The organism is Erythrobacter sp. 'gip.4 top 5' (assembly GCF_056495765.1).
Window position 1 is genome coordinate 2,400,905 of sequence record NZ_CP200270.1, and the last position, 16,984, is coordinate 2,417,888.

A 16,984-nucleotide genomic window follows, 5' to 3' on the forward strand; every position below is an offset into this window, starting at 1 on the left:
TTGTTCGGATAAAGCCGCATATGGGTGAGCAAGTTCCGGCCACCGTTCTGACATCGGGCCGATCATCGCGCGGTCGGTGCAGTCCGTCGGTAATTGTGACTGAAAGACGGCAAAGTGACCCGAGGGGCGCAGCAGTTTGTGAGCCAAGGACTGCCTGGCGGCTTGCCCCTGCCGTCATTGTTCCCTACCTGTTCGCACAATATCATGAACAACAATTTGCCCTCGCCCGCCCCTACCCCTGTTCCGGCCTATGCTGCGCGGCTTAATCCGCCGCAGCGCGCGGCCGTCCTCGCGACCGAGGGCCCTGTTTTGATGCTGGCGGGCGCAGGCACCGGCAAGACCGCCGCGTTGACGTCACGTCTGGCGCATCTGGTGGCAACACGGCGCGCCTATCCCTCGCAAATCCTGTGCGTCACCTTCACCAACAAGGCCGCGCGCGAAATGCGGGAGCGCGTGGCGCATCATCTGGGGCCGGGGGCGGAGGGCATTCCATGGCTCGGCACGTTCCATTCGATTTGCGCCAAGATGCTGCGCCGCCACGCCGAACTTGTTGGCCTGCAATCCAATTACACCATCATCGACACCGACGATCAGTTGCGGCTTCTGAAAGCCCTGATCGTGGAGGCCGATCTTGATGAGAAGCGTTGGCCTGCGCGGCAGCTGGCAGGCCTGATTGATCGCTGGAAGAATCGCGGTCTCAATCCCGCCGATCTCGATGCGGTGGAGAATGAGGCCTATGCCAATGGCAAGGGAACACAGCTCTATGCCCGCTATCAGGAGCGGCTGAAGGCGCTGAACGCCTGCGATTTCGGCGATCTGATGCTGCACATGCTGAATATCCTCAAACAGCACCGCGACATCCTGACCGATTATCAGCGCCGTTTCCGCTACATCATGGTGGACGAATATCAGGACACCAACGCGGTCCAATATTTGTGGCTGCGGCTGCTCGCCCAAGAGCACAAGAATATCTGCGTGGTGGGCGACGATGACCAGTCGATTTATTCATGGCGCGGGGCCGAGGTGGCCAATATCCTGCGGTTTGAAAAGGACTTTCCCGGCGCAGAGGTGATCCGGCTGGAACAGAATTACCGTTCCACCCCGCACATCCTGGGCGCAGCTTCAGGCCTGATCCGCGCCAATTCGCAGCGCCACGACAAAACCTTGTGGACCGAAGTCAACGGCGGCGACAAGGTCAAGGTCATCGGCGTGTGGGACGCGCCCGAAGAAGCGCGCCGGGTGGGCGAGACGATCGAGCGGCTGGAGCGTGAGGGCGCGGCGCTCAATCAGGTCGCCATTCTGGTGCGGGCGCAATATCAGACCCGCGAATTTGAAGACCGCTTCATCCAGATCGGGATCAATTACCGCATTATCGGCGGTTTCCGCTTTTACGAACGCGCCGAGATACGCGATGCGCTGGCCTACCTGCGCCTGATCGCGCAGCCGCAAGACGATTTGGCGTTCGAGCGGATTCATAATCAGCCCAAGCGCGGATTGGGTGCCAAGGCGCTGGAACAGATGCACAGCCATGCGCGCCGCACTGGCTTGCCGCTTGCGGCGGCCGCGCTGCAACTGGCCGATAGCGACGAATTGCCCAAGCGGTCAGCAACCACCATCGGCGGGCTGATGCGACAGTTTCTGTTCTGGCGCGAAGCTTCGGAAACAATGACGCCGTCGGATCTGCTGCGACTGGTGTTAGAAGAATCGGGCTACAACGCCATGCTCTCTGCCGACCGTACGCCCGAAAGCGCCGGTCGCGCTGAAAACCTGACCGAACTTGCCCGCGCGATGGAAGAATATGACAGTCTGGGCAATTTCCTCGAGCATGTCAGCCTGGTCATGGACAATGACCGTTCGGACGCCGAAGAAACAGTGACGATCATGACGATCCATGCCGCCAAGGGTCTCGAGTTCGACAATGTCTTCTGTGTCGGCTGGGAGGAAGGGGTGTTCCCCTCACAGCGCGCCATCGACGAAGGCGGCCTCGCCGCGGTCGAAGAAGAACGCCGCCTTGCCTATGTCGCGATCACTCGCGCACGGCGGCATTGCACTATTCTGCACGCCGCAAACCGACGAATTTATGGCCAGTGGACCAGCTCCATCCCATCACGCTTCATCGAAGATTTGCCCGAAGAGCATATCGAACAGGAAACGACGCTGACGGGCGGTGCTTCGCTGTGGCGCGCGAACTGGAGCGAGCAGGAAGACCCCTTCGCCCACGTTGCGCGTGATCATCCCGGCAAAGCGGAGCAGCGCGGCCCTGGCTGGCAGCGCGCATTGAGCTCGGGATACGATGCCAAGCCGGTCCGGTTACGCGAAAGCACCCGCTCCGCTGCAAGCTTTGCAGCGCCAGCCCGCAGCGATATTGCCATTGGCGCGATGGTGACGCACGCCAAGTTCGGCACTGGCTGCGTGATTGATCAGGAGGGCAACAAGCTGACGATCCAATTCGAAGACGCCGGCGAAAAGCGGGTTCTGGATAGCTTTGTGACGGTGGTGGGCTGAAGAGATGCAGTCGGCAATATTACCAAACGACAAAGCATATCGTGCATGGTTGCAGTGTGGATTGGTGGGCTACCGATCTGACTTTTCATGCTTTTGCTCAATTCGAGCCCGATGAAATCGAAAAAATGGCGCTTGTCTGACTTTCCGTTGACGGTGTCGTACAATCAATAACATTTGCTTGAGCCGCCGGTGCCGTGGCCTTCAAGATCCTGATTGCCGTAAGCGACCGACTATCAACGAAATCCCACGTCGAGGAAGCTGGGGCGCGGACCGTTCCACTCGCCTGCAGGAACCGGGGTATCATCTTCGTTGTAACGGCGCCGGGGCTTGGCGCTGTCACTGGCGGTGACGCGGTCGGTGCGGTGCTCGGCCCTTTCACGGCTCGGGCGTTCGCTGCGCTCATCGCGCGGCGCCTTTTCCGCGCGCGGAGCCCGTTCTTCGCGGGGAGCCTTTTCTTCGCGGGGTGCGCGATCTTCACGGGCGCGGCGGGATTTGCGTGCGGGACGCTCCTCGCTGCTTTCGTCACGCGGTTCGTCCACCTTGGCCGCATAGGCCTTGGCAATCGCCGCACTCAGGTCAACGCGAACGTCTTCCTTGCCGAACACCTTGATCGCGCTGCCGGTCAGCTTTTCGACATTGCTGATCGCCTCGGCGTCTTCTTCCGATACGAAGGTAAAGGCGCGGCCCTTGGCGCCTGCGCGGCCCGTGCGCCCGATGCGGTGAACGTAATCATCGGGATGCCAAGGCGTGTCGTAATTGAACACGTGGGACACGCCCTTGATGTCGAGACCGCGTGCGGCAACATCGGACGCCACGAGAATATTGACTTCGCCCGCCTTGAACCGATCAAGCTCCTTGATCCGGCTCGACTGATCCATGTCGCCGTGAATTTCGGATGACCGGAAACCAAGCCGCGCGAGGCTCTGATTAAGGTCGCGCACAGTGGTCTTGCGATTGGCAAAGATCATGGCAGTTTCAACGAGATCGTTCTCGAGGAACCAACGCAGCGTGTCTTTCTTCGATCGCGACTTTACCGGCACCTTGAAGGCTGTGATATCGGCATTGGTCGAAGCAGCACGGCTGACTTCGATCCGCTTGGGATTGGTCAGAAACTTTTTGGACAGCTTTTCAATCGGCGGCGGCATGGTGGCCGAAAACAGCATCGTCTGCCGGGTTTCCGGCAGCTTGGAACAGATGAACTCGATATCGGGAATAAAGCCCATGTCGAGCATCCGGTCAGCTTCGTCGATCACCAGCAATTCGCAGCCGTTGAGCATAATCTTGCCACGCTCAAACAGGTCCATCAGCCGGCCCGGTGTCGCGATCAATACATCAACGCCGTCTGACAAAGCCTTGAGCTGATCTCCCATCTGCACGCCGCCAATCAGCAGCGCCATTTTCAGATCGTGGTTCTTGCCATACTTCTCGAAGTTTTCGGCCACCTGCGCCGCAAGTTCACGCGTAGGCTCAAGGATTAAGGATCGCGGCATCAGCGCACGGCGCCGACCTGAAGCCATTACGTCGATCATGGGGAGCACGAAGCTGGCGGTCTTGCCGGTGCCCGTTTGCGCGATACCAATGAGATCGCGCATCATCAGAACGGTCGGGATAGCCTGCGCCTGAATCGCGGTGGGCGTGGTATAGCCCGCGTCTTCGACGGCTTTGAGCAATTCGGGCGAAAGGCCGAGATCGGCAAAAGTCATGCGGTGTGTTATGTCCGAGAGTTACGGGCAGGGTTGCTGCCAAGATTACTGTTCTGTGCGCATTCAACATCGCATCAGGCCCCGGCCTTTTGTGCAAATCGCCGCAAAAGTCAAGGAAACGCGCTCACGCGCGTCAACTGTTAGTCACCCACTTCCACCAGTTCGCGCATCGTGCCGACCTCGCAGCGCGCACCAGTCCGCGACTGCAGCTTGTCACGTTCGACACACAAGCGCCCATCCTTGTTTTTCTCGACATAAAAGCCGGAATAAAAATCGCGGGCACGGCAGGATTTTTCGAGGTTGACCGAAAGCATTCGCTGATCGCGCAGAAACAAGACAAGGCGGTTCCCACTGCCGGTTTGAACGCTAGCAATTCCATCAAGCGCTACGCAATTTTCCTTCCCACGTTCTTCGAAACGCTGCGGGACAGCGGGCGTCGGTAGATCGGCAAGAAGGTTGCGGCGTGTGATGGACGACTGCGGCGCTATCCGCACCACCACCCGCTGCTCGATCCGGATCTGCCGGACCACTGATGTCTGGCGCAGTGCCGAGAGCGGATTGATAGCGACCGAGTTAATGCGCCGCTGTACTGCGGCCCGCGCCTCACATTGCAGGGCTGAAGCGGCGGACCGCCCCTGTTCGACTGGCGCGTCGGTTGCTTGCGCCGCCAAGGGCAGCAACAGCGACAACGGCGCAGTAAAAACGAACAGGCTTTGCATGTGCGGTCGGGTCTCTCCTGAATGCGTGCAAGCCGGGCAGGCGCGCGCCCAGCCACATGTCGCAGCAAAGGCGCCATGGGCCTAGCATCGCCGATTGAACCGTGCCTTAACTGTCGGCGCGGCGACCACCAAAAGGGTGGCAATTAGATTGTAGACTGTGGCATACGCGCAACAATGAATCATCCCGCTCACCCTTTTCGCAGCAGCGCTTCAGCCGAGGCCTTTCTCAACAACGCTCGTGCTTTGCTTGGAGACCGCGGGCTAACCACCGATCCAGAGCGGATGGAGGCTTGGCTGACCGATTGGCGGGGGCGCTACACAGGCCGAGCGCTGGCGCTCGCCTCTCCGGCTTCCACCGACGAGGTCGCAGCGCTGGTCACTTTGTGCGCAGCGCATGGCATTCCGATCGTTCCACAGGGCGGCAACAGCGGCATGGCAGGCGGCGCGACGCCGGATACAAGCGGCACGGCGCTTCTGCTCTCGTTGCGGCGCATGGACCGCATTCGCAACATTGACCCTGCGAGCGGACAGGCCATCTGCGAGGCAGGCGTGATCTTGCAATCGCTGCACGATGCCGCCGAATTGGCGCAAATGCGCTTTGCCCTGACGCTGGGCGGCAAGGGATCAGCCACCATCGGCGGATTAATCGCTACTAATGCCGGCGGCACACAGGTCTTGCGCCACGGCACCATGCGCGCGCAGGTGCTTGGTCTTGAAGCGGTGCTGGCCACCGGCGAAGTCCTTGACCTGATGATACCGCTGAAAAAAGATAATCGCGGATTTGACCTCAAGCAGGTGCTGATTGGATCCGAAGGCACATTGGGGATAGTCACGGCGGCCTGCCTGCGTCTGTTGCCCGCGCCGATCGGACGCGTGACGGCGTGGGTGGGCCTTACCGGTATCGTCGAGGCGCGCACGCTGCTGCATCAAATGGAACGCGCCATGGGCGAAGCGCTTGAGGGTTTCGAAGTTGTGCCGGCCCACTGTCTCGAATCCCTCCTCGCACATCAGCCAACGGCGCGCGGGCCGCTGGCTGGGCGGCATTCGTGGAACGCGCTGATAGAATGCGTTTCGCCCGTCAGCGACGACGCAGCCTTGCGCGATATGCTGGAAACCGGCCTCGCGGCGGCGCTAGAACAGGGCCTGATTGCTGATGCCGCAATTGCCGCCAACGACACGCAGGCTGCAGCATTATGGGCCTTGCGCGACGGCATTTCGGCAGCTGAACGGTCACTGGGTCCGGCGATGCAGCACGATATCTCGGTACCGGTCGGTAAGATGCCGGAATTCATCTTGGCTGCCGCACCAGTGCTCGAAGAGGCCTTCCCCGGCACCCGCGCAGTCGCTTTCGGGCATCTTGGCGACGGCAATGTGCATTTTCACGTCCTTGCGCCCGCAGGGGCCGTCCCAGGGGTGTGGGAAGAGGCAGAAGGCAAGGCGGTGAGCGCGCGGGTTTATGATCTTGTCACGCAATGGGGAGGCTCGATCAGCGCGGAACACGGCATCGGTCAGATGAAGGTCGACGAACTTGCGCGCCTGCATGATCCGGTGGCACTGGCCTTGATGAAACGGATCAAAGCAGCGCTTGATCCGCAAAATCTGCTCAACCCGGGGAAACTCCTTCAAGCCCCCCCTACACTCTAAGCGGCACGGCTTGCGTGCGCGATGGCAAAGCCTTAAGGCCCGCCCCTCCGGCGGAGGGAGGATTTTTCCGCTGAGGGGATCATTCACCACCGTTTTTCGGAGACGACGTCATGGCCAGCGCGCCGCAACCGCAACTTCCGTTGTTCTACAATGACCTTCTGCCGCTTAACAGCCGCGACCATGCGGACTGGAAGGCAGGCACGCTTGATAGCGCCGCTTATCTGGCCTCGACCCATGCGATCCCGCTGACTTCGGACGAATTCGTCGATGCGCAGCGCGATTTCCCGATCGTTTTTACGTCCGGCGAAAATCCACTGCCGATCGCGCTGTTTGGCCTCAATGAAGGCGTAAACACCTACGTTGGCGATGATATGAAGATCAATCAGGTGGTGTATCTGCCCGCTTACGCGCGCCGCTACCCCTTCCTGCTCGCCAAGCTGCAGCAAGGCAGCGAAGATATGTCGCTGTGCTTTGATCCTTCTTCCGGCCTGGTCGGCAAGACGGATGAAGGGCTCGCGCTGTTTGACGATGCTGGCCAGCCCACCGAATACACGCAAGGCGTGCTGGAATTTTGTCGTCGCTTTGAAGAGGCTGGCCAACGCACGAAGTTGTTCATGGAAGAACTCGCCAAGCTCGACATCCTGATGGACGGCGAGATAGCGATCACGCGCAACGACATGCCTGACAAGCCCTTTATCTATCGCGGTTTCCGCATGGTCGATGAAGCCAAGGTGCGCGAATTGGCGCCTGAAACGCTTGAAAACCTGGCTAAGAACGGCATGCTGATGCTGATTTATGCGCACCTGTTTTCGCTCAATCTGATGCGCACGCTGTTTGAACGTCAGCACGCCCAAGGCAAGGTGCCGATGGCCAATGAAGGCGCTGCGGCGCCTGTGCAGAACTTACGAGAACAGCCGCGGCGGTAATGGTTTCGGTCGATATCCGATGACGCAGGATGGGCAGGCTGGTTTTGGACAGCCTGCCCGTTTTCTGTTCGTGGGATCAGCGCAGCTATTCTGCGGCTTGCCGCAAACCGCCCTGCCCACCCAGCAATGCTGTTTCTGCACCTAATTCGCGCACAAGCGCTGTGAGAGTCGCCGCCACGCCTGGTAGACCCGGTCCGGGCTCCGACAGGTGGCGATCAAGATAGGCCGTGCGGCACACCTCAACCTGCATCGCGTGCAAACCTGACTGCGGCTTGCCGTGACGGTCAAGCACATAGCCGCCGGCATAGGGCCTGTTCTGCGCAGCTGAAATGTCGCGCCGCTCCAGGTGAGTAAGCGCCCGGCTCGTCAGGCTGCTGTGACATGATGCACCGAAGCGATCGCCCAGAACAAACACCGGTGCGCGCGATTCGCCTTCCGCAGGACGAAGGGGCGGCATTGAATGAAGGTCAATCAACAACGCTGCGCCCCACGCATCACGAATCTGCGTCAAGGCCTCCGTCAGCGCCGCATGATAAGCGTGGTGAATGCCCGCAATCCGGGCGGCCAGGTCAGCCGGTGCGAGCCGTCCGCACCAGATGTCACCTGACCCTGGCAGGCGGCGCGGCACCAATCCCAAACCGCTGCGCGCCCGCGCATTGTTGTGTTCAACGGCTCCGGGGGTTGGACTACCAAAGGGGCGACCACCTTCAACCATATCCCAGTCCACATCGTCTTCGGCACGGTTGAGATCCAGCATGGCCCGCGGCGCATGCGCGATCAGCAGCGCCGCTCCGGTTTCCCGTGCGAGCGCGACGCCGAGACGATCAACATGACGATCTTCCAACCGCAATTGCGCCAGCGCAGGATCACGCATTCGCGCAATAATGGACGCTGGATAGGATCGTCCGGCATGAGGTACCGCGACCAGCACGGGCAGGCTCATGCGCGGTGGCGTCGTCAGGGTGAAGGCAGGCGCCTCGCCCAAGCCCGGAACGGACCCTCCGCTAACACGAGCGCGGACCACGGCTGAAGCAGCGCGGGAAGGACGAGAAAGCAAAGACATTCCGCTATGCTTGCTGAAGAGTTTGCACAGGCCTGTCAAAGGCTGAAAATCGCAAGCCCGTTGCAATTCGCACCGCTCCGGGCGCAATTGGCCTCAGTTACAAAGATTTCTTAAGCCGACTCTGTTAGTGCGCCCATCATGACAGCGATACCGCCCCCCCGCATCTTGCTCGCCGAAGACGAGGACGCCATGCGCGCCTATCTCGAACGGGCGCTAACCAATGCTGGCTATTTCGTCAGCGCCGTGGATCGCGGCACTGATGCAGTGCCCCTGCTGGAAACCGGCGATTACGACCTGTTGTTGTCAGACATCGTTATGCCCGAGATGGACGGGATCGAACTTGCGCAAAAATGTGCGGAAATCTCGCCGCGCACCAAGGTGATGTTTATCACCGGGTTTGCAGCGGTGTCCCTTCGCGCAAGCCGCGAGCAGCCGGCCGCAAAAGTCCTATCCAAGCCCTTCCATCTGCGCGATCTCGTGTTGGAAGTGGAGCGGATCTTTGAAGAAGCAGACGTTGTTCGGCGCTAGATTTTTCGAATCGCTTGCGCCCTTATCGAGGTTGCGTTAGACGCCGCCTCCGCCCTGTTGTGGGGCTGATCCGATGGTGCGGGCGTGTAGCTCAGTGGTAGAGCACTATGTTGACATCGTAGGGGTCGCAAGTTCAATCCTTGCCACGCCCACCAACGGATCATCAGGCAATTGGCCCGCCCTTTCGGCGGGCTTTTTTGTGCCCTGCCCCATCGCCGTCGACTACGACGTTTCCTTCGCGGGTGGCCGCCCTTGCAAGGCCGCCCTCCTCTGCTAAAGCCCCGGCGGGATCTTACTCAGCTTCCTGTCGATCACATTCAGTCCCGCGCAGACGGGGCAAGAAGGATAGGGCACCAGCCATGAACAAAATTAAAGTCGCCAATCCCGTCGTCGAACTCGACGGCGACGAGATGACCCGCATCATCTGGCAATGGATCCGCGAAAGGTTGATCCTGCCCTATCTCGATATCGATCTGAAATATTACGACCTTTCGATCGAAAACCGCGATGCGACCGACGATCAGGTAACGGTCGATAGCGCCAACGCAATCAAGCAGTACGGCGTTGGGGTGAAGTGCGCGACGATCACGCCTGATGAACAGCGGGTCGAGGAGTTCGGCCTGAAGAAAATGTGGAAATCGCCCAATGGGACGATCCGTAATATTCTGGGTGGTGTGGTGTTTCGTGAGCCGATCGTGATCGACAACGTGCCGCGGCTGGTGCCGGGCTGGACTGACCCCATCGTGGTCGGCCGCCATGCCTTCGGCGATCAATACAAGGCGACCGACACGCTTATTCCCGGTCCGGGCAAACTTCGTCTGGTGTTCGATGGCGATGATGGCACGAAAATCGATCTCAACGTGTTCGATTTCCCCAGCGCCGGCGTGGCGATGGCGATGTACAATCTTGATGATTCCATTCGCGATTTCGCCCGCGCCAGCTTCAATTACGGCCTTAATCTTGGCTGGCCAGTGTACCTTTCGACCAAAAACACCATTCTCAAGGCCTATGACGGGCGCTTCAAGGATCTGTTCCAGGAGGTGTTCGATAACGAAGGCTTTGCCGAGCAGTTCAAGGCGGCCCGCATCGTTTACGAACACCGCCTGATCGACGACATGGTTGCATCGGCCCTCAAGTGGTCGGGCAAGTTTGTTTGGGCCTGCAAGAACTACGATGGCGATGTGCAGTCCGACACGGTCGCTCAGGGTTTCGGATCACTCGGCCTGATGACATCCGTTTTGCTCAGTCCCGATGGCAAGACCGTCGAGGCCGAAGCGGCGCACGGCACCGTGACCCGCCATTATCGCCAGCACCAGCAGGGCAAGGCGACATCGACCAATCCGATCGCCTCGATCTTCGCATGGACGCGCGGGTTGATGTATCGTGGCAAGTTCGATGGCACCCCCGAAGTGGTGAAATTTGCCGAAACGCTCGAACGCGTTTGTGTGCAGACGGTGGAAAATGGGCACATGACCAAGGACTTGGCGTTGCTGATCGGCCCCGGTCAAGCATGGCAGACCACCGAACAATTCTTCGAAACCGTCGCACAGAATCTGGAAAAGGAGATGGCGAACCAGGCCTGAGGCCTGGCGAGCCCGGATCATGGCAAGCAGATCAACACCGCGGCTCGAAATCCGTCAGGCCAAGCTTAAAGACGTACGCGCCATCGGAGAGCTCGTTCGCCGCGCCTATGATGATCTGCCAGCTTACACGCAGGGCGAAATACGCGGGCAGATCAACAATTACCCCGAAGGCTGCTTCGTCGCCAAACTGGACGGCGAAGTGGTGGGGTATTGCGCTTCCATGCGGCTCGATGAACGTGTCGCGCTGACCAATCATACGTGGGAAGAGGTTACCGGCAACGGTTTTGGCAGTCGCCATGACCCGACCGGCGATTGGCTTTATGGCTACGAAATGTGCGTCGATCCTCAGGTGCGCGGCACTCGGCTGGGACGGCGACTTTACGATGAACGGCGTGAGTTGGCGGAACGACTCGACCTGACCGGAATCGTATTTGGCGGTCGAATGCCGGGCTATGCCCGCGCAAAGCGGCGCAAGACAAATCGCGCCGATACGCCTGAAGAATATCTTGCACAGGTGATCGACAGCAAGATCCACGATCCCGTGCTGCGCTTTCAGCTGGCTAACGGGTTCGAGCCTGCCGGTATTCTTGCCAAATATCTTCCAGAAGACAAGGCGAGCCGCGGCAACGCGGTACGCATGGTCTGGCGCAATCCATACGTTGACAGCGATGCCCCGCCCAAACACCGCCTGCCGCGCGGTGTGGAAAGCGTAAGGATCGCGACATGCCAGCTGCAATCGCGCGCCGTGTCGGGCTTTGATGAATTCATGAAGCAGATCGAATATTTCGTCGATGTGGCTGCCGATTACGAATCGGACTTCATCGTCTTTCCGGAAATGTTCACGCTGATGCTGCTCTCAGCAGAAGACCGCGAGCTTTCCCCGTCGGAGGCAATCGAGGCGCTCAGCGATTACACCCCGCGCATCCGCCAGCGCCTGTCCGAACTGGCTTTGTCTTTCAACATCAACATCATCGGAGGCTCACACCCAACGCGCATGGCCGATGGCGACATCCATAATGTGGCCTATGTTTGCCTTCGCGACGGTTCTATCCACGCGCAAGAGAAGATCCACCCTACCCCTAACGAGGCCTATTGGTGGAACGTGAAGGGTGGCGATTCGATCGACGCGATCCCCACGGACTGTGGCCCGATTGGCGTGCTGATCTGCTACGATAGTGAATTCCCCGAACTCGCCCGCCGCTTGGTAGATGAAGGCGCACGGATCATCTTCGTGCCGTTCTGCACGGACAGCCGCCAAGGTTACATGCGCGTGCGTTACTGTTCGCAAGCCCGCGCGATCGAAAACCAGTGCTTCGTGGTGATGAGCGGCAATGTGGGCAACCTACCCAATGTTGCCAATATGGACATTCAATACGCCCAATCCTGCATCCTGACGCCCTGCGATTTTCCCTTCGCACGCGACGGGATCGCCGCAGAAGCTTCCGAGAATGTCGAAACACTCACAATCAGCGACGTGAACCTTGCCGACCTCAGTTGGGCCCGCGCTGAAGGTACAGTGCAGAACCTCGCCGATCGCCGGTTCGACCTGTACCGGATCGAATGGGACAAGCGCGTCGGCAACATTAAGGATCCGCTGGGCGAAAACCATGTGACTGGCCAAACCAAACCGATCGGACCGCATGGCGCAGGCGGTGGGTGACAGCGTGACTTCCACGCGCTAGTCGATTGACGTGGCTGGCGAACTAACCTTCTCTCCGTTTCTGTCCGACGCCTTGGTAATCCTTGGCGCGGCTGGGATCGTGATTCCTGTTTTCGCACGCTTCCGCATCACGCCGATTATCGGCTTCATTCTGATCGGTGTGCTCGTCGGCCCGTATGGCTTGGGTTCGTTGGTCGAGCGCATACCCTGGCTTTATTACATAACAATCAGCGATCCCGACAGGCTCACGCCATTTGCTGATTTCGGCATTGTGCTTTTGTTGTTCGCCATCGGGCTTGAACTGTCGTTCAACCGGCTGTGGCAGATGCGCAGGTTGGTGTTCGGCCTTGGCGCACTGGAACTGCTGATCATCGGCGGTTCGCTTGCGACTTTTCTCAGCATGGCCGGGAGCATGGAATGGACCGGCGCACTGGCACTCGGCTTTGCGCTCGCTTTCTCGTCAACAGCAATCGTGCTGCCGATTTCCGGCACGCGCACGCCGGTGGGCCGTGCAGCGCTTTCGATGCTGTTATTCGAAGATATCATGATCGTTCCGATCATCTTCATCCTGGGCGCGCTCGCGCCCAATGCGGCGGATGATGGCTGGACGGGCATGGTGGAAACCTTGTGGCAGGGCGGCTTAGTGATAGCTGTGCTGTTAATCGCGGGTCGCTTTGCTCTCCCCTACCTGTTCGCGCAGGCTGCGCGCACCAAAAGCCCTGAACTGTTCCTCGCCGCGTCACTGTTGGTGGTGATCAGCGCAAGCCTTGCCACTGCATTGGTCGGCCTCTCGCCCATCGTCGGTGCGCTGATCGCCGGACTGCTGATTGCCGAAACCGAATATCACACCGAAGTCGAGCTTATCATGGAACCCTTCAAGGGCCTTGCCCTCGGCGTGTTCCTGATCACTGTGGGGATGAGCATCAATCTCATTGAGATTGGCGCCCAGATCGGGCCGATCACACTCGCGGTTGTGGGCGTGCTGGTATTCAAGGCGCTGATAACAGGAATTTTGTTGCGCTTGATGGGCGCCCGGCGCAGCACGGCTGCGGAAACGGGCGTGCTGATGGCCTCACCATCCGAAACCACGTTGATCGTGCTTGCCGCTGCCACCAGCGCGCTGGTCGTCGACCTTGAAACTGCGCGCTTCTGGCAAACCGTTACCGCAATCGGCCTGACTGTTACTCCCGTGTTGGCCAAACTTGGCCGAGTGCTGGCGCGCCGGGTCGATGGCGTCCTGGAAGATATCACGATCGACGAAACCGACACACCGCGCACCATAATCGTTGGCGGTGGCCGTGTGGGGCGTTTGATCGCCGACATGCTGAAGACCCATGGCCAAGCCTATGTGATGATCGATTCAAACCCTGATCTGATCGAGCAGGCGAAACGCGATGGCTACCGCGCGATCTTTGGTGATGCGGCGCGCAAAGGCACACTGACACGGCTCGGCGCGGAAAATGCCTCGGCGGTGGTGCTGACAATGGACGAACCTGTGCTCGCTCAGCGTCTGGTGACCAAATTGCGCGATTCCTTTCCTGATCTTCTGATCGTCGCCCGCGCACGCGATACCGATCATGCTGCAGCAATGTACCGTGCCGGTGCGAGCCATGCCGTGCCCGAAACGCTCGAAAGCTCACTCCAGCTGTCGGAAGCCGTGTTGGTGGATATCGGCGTTGCGATGGGGCCGGTGATCGCTTCGATCCATGCCAAGCGCGACGAATTCCGCGACCAGCTAGAGCGCGATGGCGGCCTCAGCGCAAAGCCGAAATTGCGCACCAGCACCACAAACGAAAAAGCATTTATCCCGGCAGCTGATTAGCAGCGGCGTTGTCCGCCCAGACCCCGCTTACTGCGCCCAATCAGGCGAACTTGGTATCACGGCAAACAAGGCCGCAGCACAAACGTAAAGAAGCACCGCCTCTCAGCATTGCGGGCGCACACGCAGTATGCGCGGCACATCACCAATGCCGATCAAGCGGCGGTTTCGGTTGCCAATATCGCCTTTACGGTCGCTAGCGCATCGGCGGCCTTGGTGCCGTCAGGTCCTCCACCTTGCGCCATATCGGGCCGTCCGCCGCCGCCCTTGCCGCCCAACGCGTCAACGCCGGCGCGCACCAGATCGACCGCGCTGAACCGCGATGTCAAATCGTCCGTAACAGCAGCAGCAATGCTCGCCTTGCCATCATTCACGGCAATGATCACTGCCACGCCCGAACCCATCCGCTGCTTGGCCGCATCAAGCAACGGACGCAGTTCCTTGGGGTCGAGACCATCAATCACCTGGCCGCTGAAAGCAGTGCCGCCGACAGTCTCGTCAGCCACAGGAGCGCCCGCGGAATTAGCGCCGCCACCTAAAGCCAACGCCTTCTTGGCTTCGGCCAGCTCCTTTTCAAGCCGCTTGCGCTCATCAAGGAGCGCTGCAAGACGCGCAGGCACATCTTCCGGCATCGCTCTAATAACGCTTGCCGCCGCTTTCAGCGCATCTTCCCGCGCGACGAGCCACTGGCGCGCCCCTTCGCCGGTCAGCGCCTCAATCCGTCGTACGCCCGAGGACACCGCGCTTTCCACAACGATCCGGAATACGCCGATATCGCCCGTCGCGTTCACGTGGGTTCCGCCGCACAGCTCGACTGAGTAATTGCGGCCTTCCTTGCCGGGGCGGCCCATGGCGAGCACGCGCACTTCATCGCCGTATTTCTCGTTAAACAAGGCCAGTGCCCCGGCAGCGACCGCATCATCGGGGGTCATGAGCCGGGTGCTAACGCTTTCATTGGCGCGGATTTCGGCGTTCACCTCAACCTCGATCGCGGCGATGTCGTTTGGCGTCAGGGCGACCGGATGCGAGAAGTCGAATCGCAGTCGCTCCTCGGCAACCAAGCTGCCTTTCTGCGTGACGTGACCGCCCAGACGATGGCGCAGCGCGGCGTGCAACAAATGCGTGGCCGAATGATTTGCGCGGATCCGGTCGCGGCGTTCCACATCAACTTTCATTTCGACCGTATCGCCGACAACAACGCTGCCCGCCGCGATTGCAACGCTGTGCGCGTGTAACCGCCCTAACGGCTTGGACGTGTCGGTGACGGTCGCGCGCAAGCCACCAACGCTGGCCATGAGTCCGGCATCACCGGTCTGGCCGCCGCTTTCTCCGTAGAACGGCGTCTGGTTCGTGAGGACAACGACCTCATCGCCGGCCGCAGCCTCTTGCACTTCGGAACCGCCCTTGACGATGGCAACCACACGGCCCTCGCCGCTGGTGGCGGCATAGCCGGTGAATTCGCTCGCGCCTTCACGCTCGGCAATGTCAAACCAGACTTCACCAGAAGCGGCATCGCCCGATCCCTTCCAGGCCGCGCGCGCCGCAGCCTTCTGGCGTGCCATCGCGGTGTCGAACCCGTCCTTATCGACGCCAATACCGCGGGCGCGTAAAGCATCTTCGGTAAGGTCATAGGGAAAGCCGAACGTGTCATAGAGGCGGAAAGCAACCTCCCCATCAAGTTCCCCGCCTTCGGCGATCTCGCCCGTGGCTTCGTCAAGCAGTTTCAATCCCTTGTCGAGCGTACGGCGGAACTGGGTTTCCTCGCGCTCCAAAACTTCTGAGATCAGTGCCTGCCCGCGCACGAGCTCGGGGTAAGCCTGACCCATCTCGGTAACCAGCGCAGGCACAAGCCGATGCATCAGCGGCTCGGCAGCGCCCAGCAGATGCGCGTGGCGCATGGCACGGCGCATGATCCGGCGCAGGACATAGCCGCGACCTTCGTTTGACGGCAACACCCCATCGGCCATTAAGAAGCTGGTTGAGCGCAAGTGATCGGCGATGACGCGGTGGCTGGCCGATTGTTCGCCTTGAGCCGCAACGCCGGTCAGCGATTCGGAAGCCGAAATCAGCGCCTTGAATGTATCGGTATCATAATTGTCGTGAACGCCCTGAAGCACCGCAGCAACGCGTTCAATCCCCATACCGGTGTCAATCGACGGCTTGGGCAGATCGCGGCGGGTGCCATCGGCCTGCTGGTCATACTGCATGAAAACGAGATTCCAGATCTCGACGAAACGGTCGCCGTCCTCATCAGGGCTACCGGGAGGGCCTCCGAAGATATGGTCGCCGTGATCGTAGAAGATTTCCGAACACGGGCCGCATGGCCCGGTGTCGCCCATCGACCAGAAATTATCGGAAGTCGCGATGCGGATGATGCGGTCGTCTGACAGACCGGCGATGCGTCTCCACAAGCCGTGGGCCTCGTCGTCGGTGTGATAAACCGTAACAATCAGTTTGTCTTTGGGTAGTCCCCATTCGCGGGTCAGCAGGGTCCATGCATGTTCGATCGCTTGCTCCTTGAAATAGTCGCCGAAGGAAAAATTCCCCAGCATTTCAAAGAATGTATGGTGGCGCGCGGTATAGCCGACATTGTCGAGATCATTGTGCTTCCCGCCTGCACGGACACATTTCTGGGAAGATGCGGCGCGCGGGGAGGCCGGTGCTTCCAATCCGGTGAACACGTTCTTGAACGGCACCATCCCGGCATTGACGAACATCAGTGTCGGATCGTTGTATGGCACAAGCGGCGCCGATGGCGTGGCGGCGTGGCCAGCCTTGCTGAAATAGTCGAGGAAGGAGCGGCGGATATCGTTCGTCGAGGTCATGGCGTGCAG

The 16,984-nt window shown here is 60.0% G+C and carries 11 protein-coding genes and 1 tRNA gene; 8 read left to right on the top strand and 4 right to left on the bottom strand.

Going from position 1 to position 16,984, the window contains the following annotated elements:
* The first annotated feature begins 204 nt into the window (after positions 1 to 204).
* Complete coding sequence (locus ACRANW_RS11620; protein ID WP_479431943.1) at positions 205 to 2,505, top strand: ATP-dependent helicase; 2,301 nt, start codon at positions 205 to 207, stop codon at positions 2,503 to 2,505.
* Positions 2,506 to 2,738: 233 nt separating this feature from the next.
* On the opposite strand, the gene ACRANW_RS11625 is transcribed toward ACRANW_RS11620, so the two are convergent.
* Together ACRANW_RS11625 and ACRANW_RS11630 are read right to left on the bottom strand one after the other, a co-directional pair.
* Positions 2,739 to 4,208, bottom strand: coding sequence for a DEAD/DEAH box helicase (locus ACRANW_RS11625; protein WP_479431944.1), 1,470 nt, complete (start codon positions 4,206 to 4,208; stop codon positions 2,739 to 2,741).
* 140 nt (positions 4,209 to 4,348) lie between these two features.
* Positions 4,349 to 4,927: a hypothetical protein gene (locus ACRANW_RS11630; RefSeq protein ID WP_479431945.1), complete on the bottom strand. Its 579-nt coding sequence runs from the start codon at positions 4,925 to 4,927 to the stop codon at positions 4,349 to 4,351.
* 174 nt (positions 4,928 to 5,101) lie between these two features.
* Here ACRANW_RS11630 and ACRANW_RS11635 point away from each other — a divergent pair, with 174 nt between their 5' ends.
* Both ACRANW_RS11635 and ACRANW_RS11640 read left to right on the top strand, forming a co-directional pair.
* On the top strand, positions 5,102 to 6,571 hold the full coding sequence (locus ACRANW_RS11635; protein WP_479431946.1) for an FAD-binding oxidoreductase: 1,470 nt from the start codon (positions 5,102 to 5,104) through the stop codon (positions 6,569 to 6,571).
* Positions 6,572 to 6,681: 110 nt separating this feature from the next.
* Positions 6,682 to 7,497, top strand: a complete 816-nt coding sequence (locus tag ACRANW_RS11640; RefSeq protein ID WP_479431947.1) for a SapC family protein — start codon at positions 6,682 to 6,684, stop codon at positions 7,495 to 7,497.
* An 85-nt stretch (positions 7,498 to 7,582) separates the two neighbouring features.
* Here the strand turns inward: ACRANW_RS11640 and ACRANW_RS11645 are convergent, their stop codons facing one another.
* On the bottom strand, positions 7,583 to 8,560 hold the full coding sequence (locus tag ACRANW_RS11645) for an N-formylglutamate amidohydrolase (protein ID WP_479431948.1): 978 nt from the start codon (positions 8,558 to 8,560) through the stop codon (positions 7,583 to 7,585).
* A 138-nt stretch (positions 8,561 to 8,698) separates the two neighbouring features.
* Between ACRANW_RS11645 and cpdR the strand changes: the two genes are divergently transcribed.
* From cpdR to ACRANW_RS11670, 5 genes are all read left to right on the top strand, one after another.
* Positions 8,699 to 9,088, top strand: a complete 390-nt coding sequence (cpdR, locus tag ACRANW_RS11650) for a cell cycle two-component system response regulator CpdR (RefSeq protein WP_479431949.1) — start codon at positions 8,699 to 8,701, stop codon at positions 9,086 to 9,088.
* An 80-nt stretch (positions 9,089 to 9,168) separates the two neighbouring features.
* Positions 9,169 to 9,243 (top strand) — tRNA-Val (locus ACRANW_RS11655).
* 204 nt (positions 9,244 to 9,447) lie between these two features.
* Positions 9,448 to 10,671 carry an NADP-dependent isocitrate dehydrogenase gene (locus ACRANW_RS11660; RefSeq protein ID WP_479431950.1) on the top strand — a complete coding sequence of 408 codons (1,224 nt, stop codon included), beginning with the start codon at positions 9,448 to 9,450 and terminating at the stop codon, positions 10,669 to 10,671.
* Positions 10,672 to 10,690: 19 nt separating this feature from the next.
* Positions 10,691 to 12,331, top strand: a complete 1,641-nt coding sequence (locus tag ACRANW_RS11665; RefSeq protein WP_479431951.1) for a GNAT family N-acetyltransferase — start codon at positions 10,691 to 10,693, stop codon at positions 12,329 to 12,331.
* A 31-nt stretch (positions 12,332 to 12,362) separates the two neighbouring features.
* Complete coding sequence (locus ACRANW_RS11670; RefSeq protein ID WP_479431952.1) at positions 12,363 to 14,153, top strand: cation:proton antiporter domain-containing protein; 1,791 nt, start codon at positions 12,363 to 12,365, stop codon at positions 14,151 to 14,153.
* A gap of 152 nt (positions 14,154 to 14,305) precedes the next feature.
* On the opposite strand, the gene alaS is transcribed toward ACRANW_RS11670, so the two are convergent.
* Positions 14,306 to 16,975, bottom strand: coding sequence for an alanine--tRNA ligase (alaS, locus tag ACRANW_RS11675; protein ID WP_479431953.1), 2,670 nt, complete (start codon positions 16,973 to 16,975; stop codon positions 14,306 to 14,308).
* Positions 16,976 to 16,984 lie beyond the last annotated feature (9 nt).

What these genes read in the sequence shown, in the direction of transcription:
- ACRANW_RS11620 (WP_479431943.1), top strand. Translation starts at nt 205, where the DNA reads ATGAACAACAATTTGCCCTCGCCCGCCCCTACCCCTGTTCCGGCCTAT.
- ACRANW_RS11625 (WP_479431944.1), bottom strand. Translation starts at nt 4,208, where the DNA reads ATGACTTTTGCCGATCTCGGCCTTTCGCCCGAATTGCTCAAAGCCGTC.
- ACRANW_RS11630 (WP_479431945.1), bottom strand. Translation starts at nt 4,927, where the DNA reads ATGCAAAGCCTGTTCGTTTTTACTGCGCCGTTGTCGCTGTTGCTGCCC.
- ACRANW_RS11635 (WP_479431946.1), top strand. Translation starts at nt 5,102, where the DNA reads ATGAATCATCCCGCTCACCCTTTTCGCAGCAGCGCTTCAGCCGAGGCC.
- ACRANW_RS11640 (WP_479431947.1), top strand. Translation starts at nt 6,682, where the DNA reads ATGGCCAGCGCGCCGCAACCGCAACTTCCGTTGTTCTACAATGACCTT.
- ACRANW_RS11645 (WP_479431948.1), bottom strand. Translation starts at nt 8,560, where the DNA reads ATGTCTTTGCTTTCTCGTCCTTCCCGCGCTGCTTCAGCCGTGGTCCGC.
- cpdR (WP_479431949.1), top strand. Translation starts at nt 8,699, where the DNA reads ATGACAGCGATACCGCCCCCCCGCATCTTGCTCGCCGAAGACGAGGAC.
- ACRANW_RS11660 (WP_479431950.1), top strand. Translation starts at nt 9,448, where the DNA reads ATGAACAAAATTAAAGTCGCCAATCCCGTCGTCGAACTCGACGGCGAC.
- ACRANW_RS11665 (WP_479431951.1), top strand. Translation starts at nt 10,691, where the DNA reads ATGGCAAGCAGATCAACACCGCGGCTCGAAATCCGTCAGGCCAAGCTT.
- alaS (WP_479431953.1), bottom strand. Translation starts at nt 16,975, where the DNA reads ATGACCTCGACGAACGATATCCGCCGCTCCTTCCTCGACTATTTCAGC.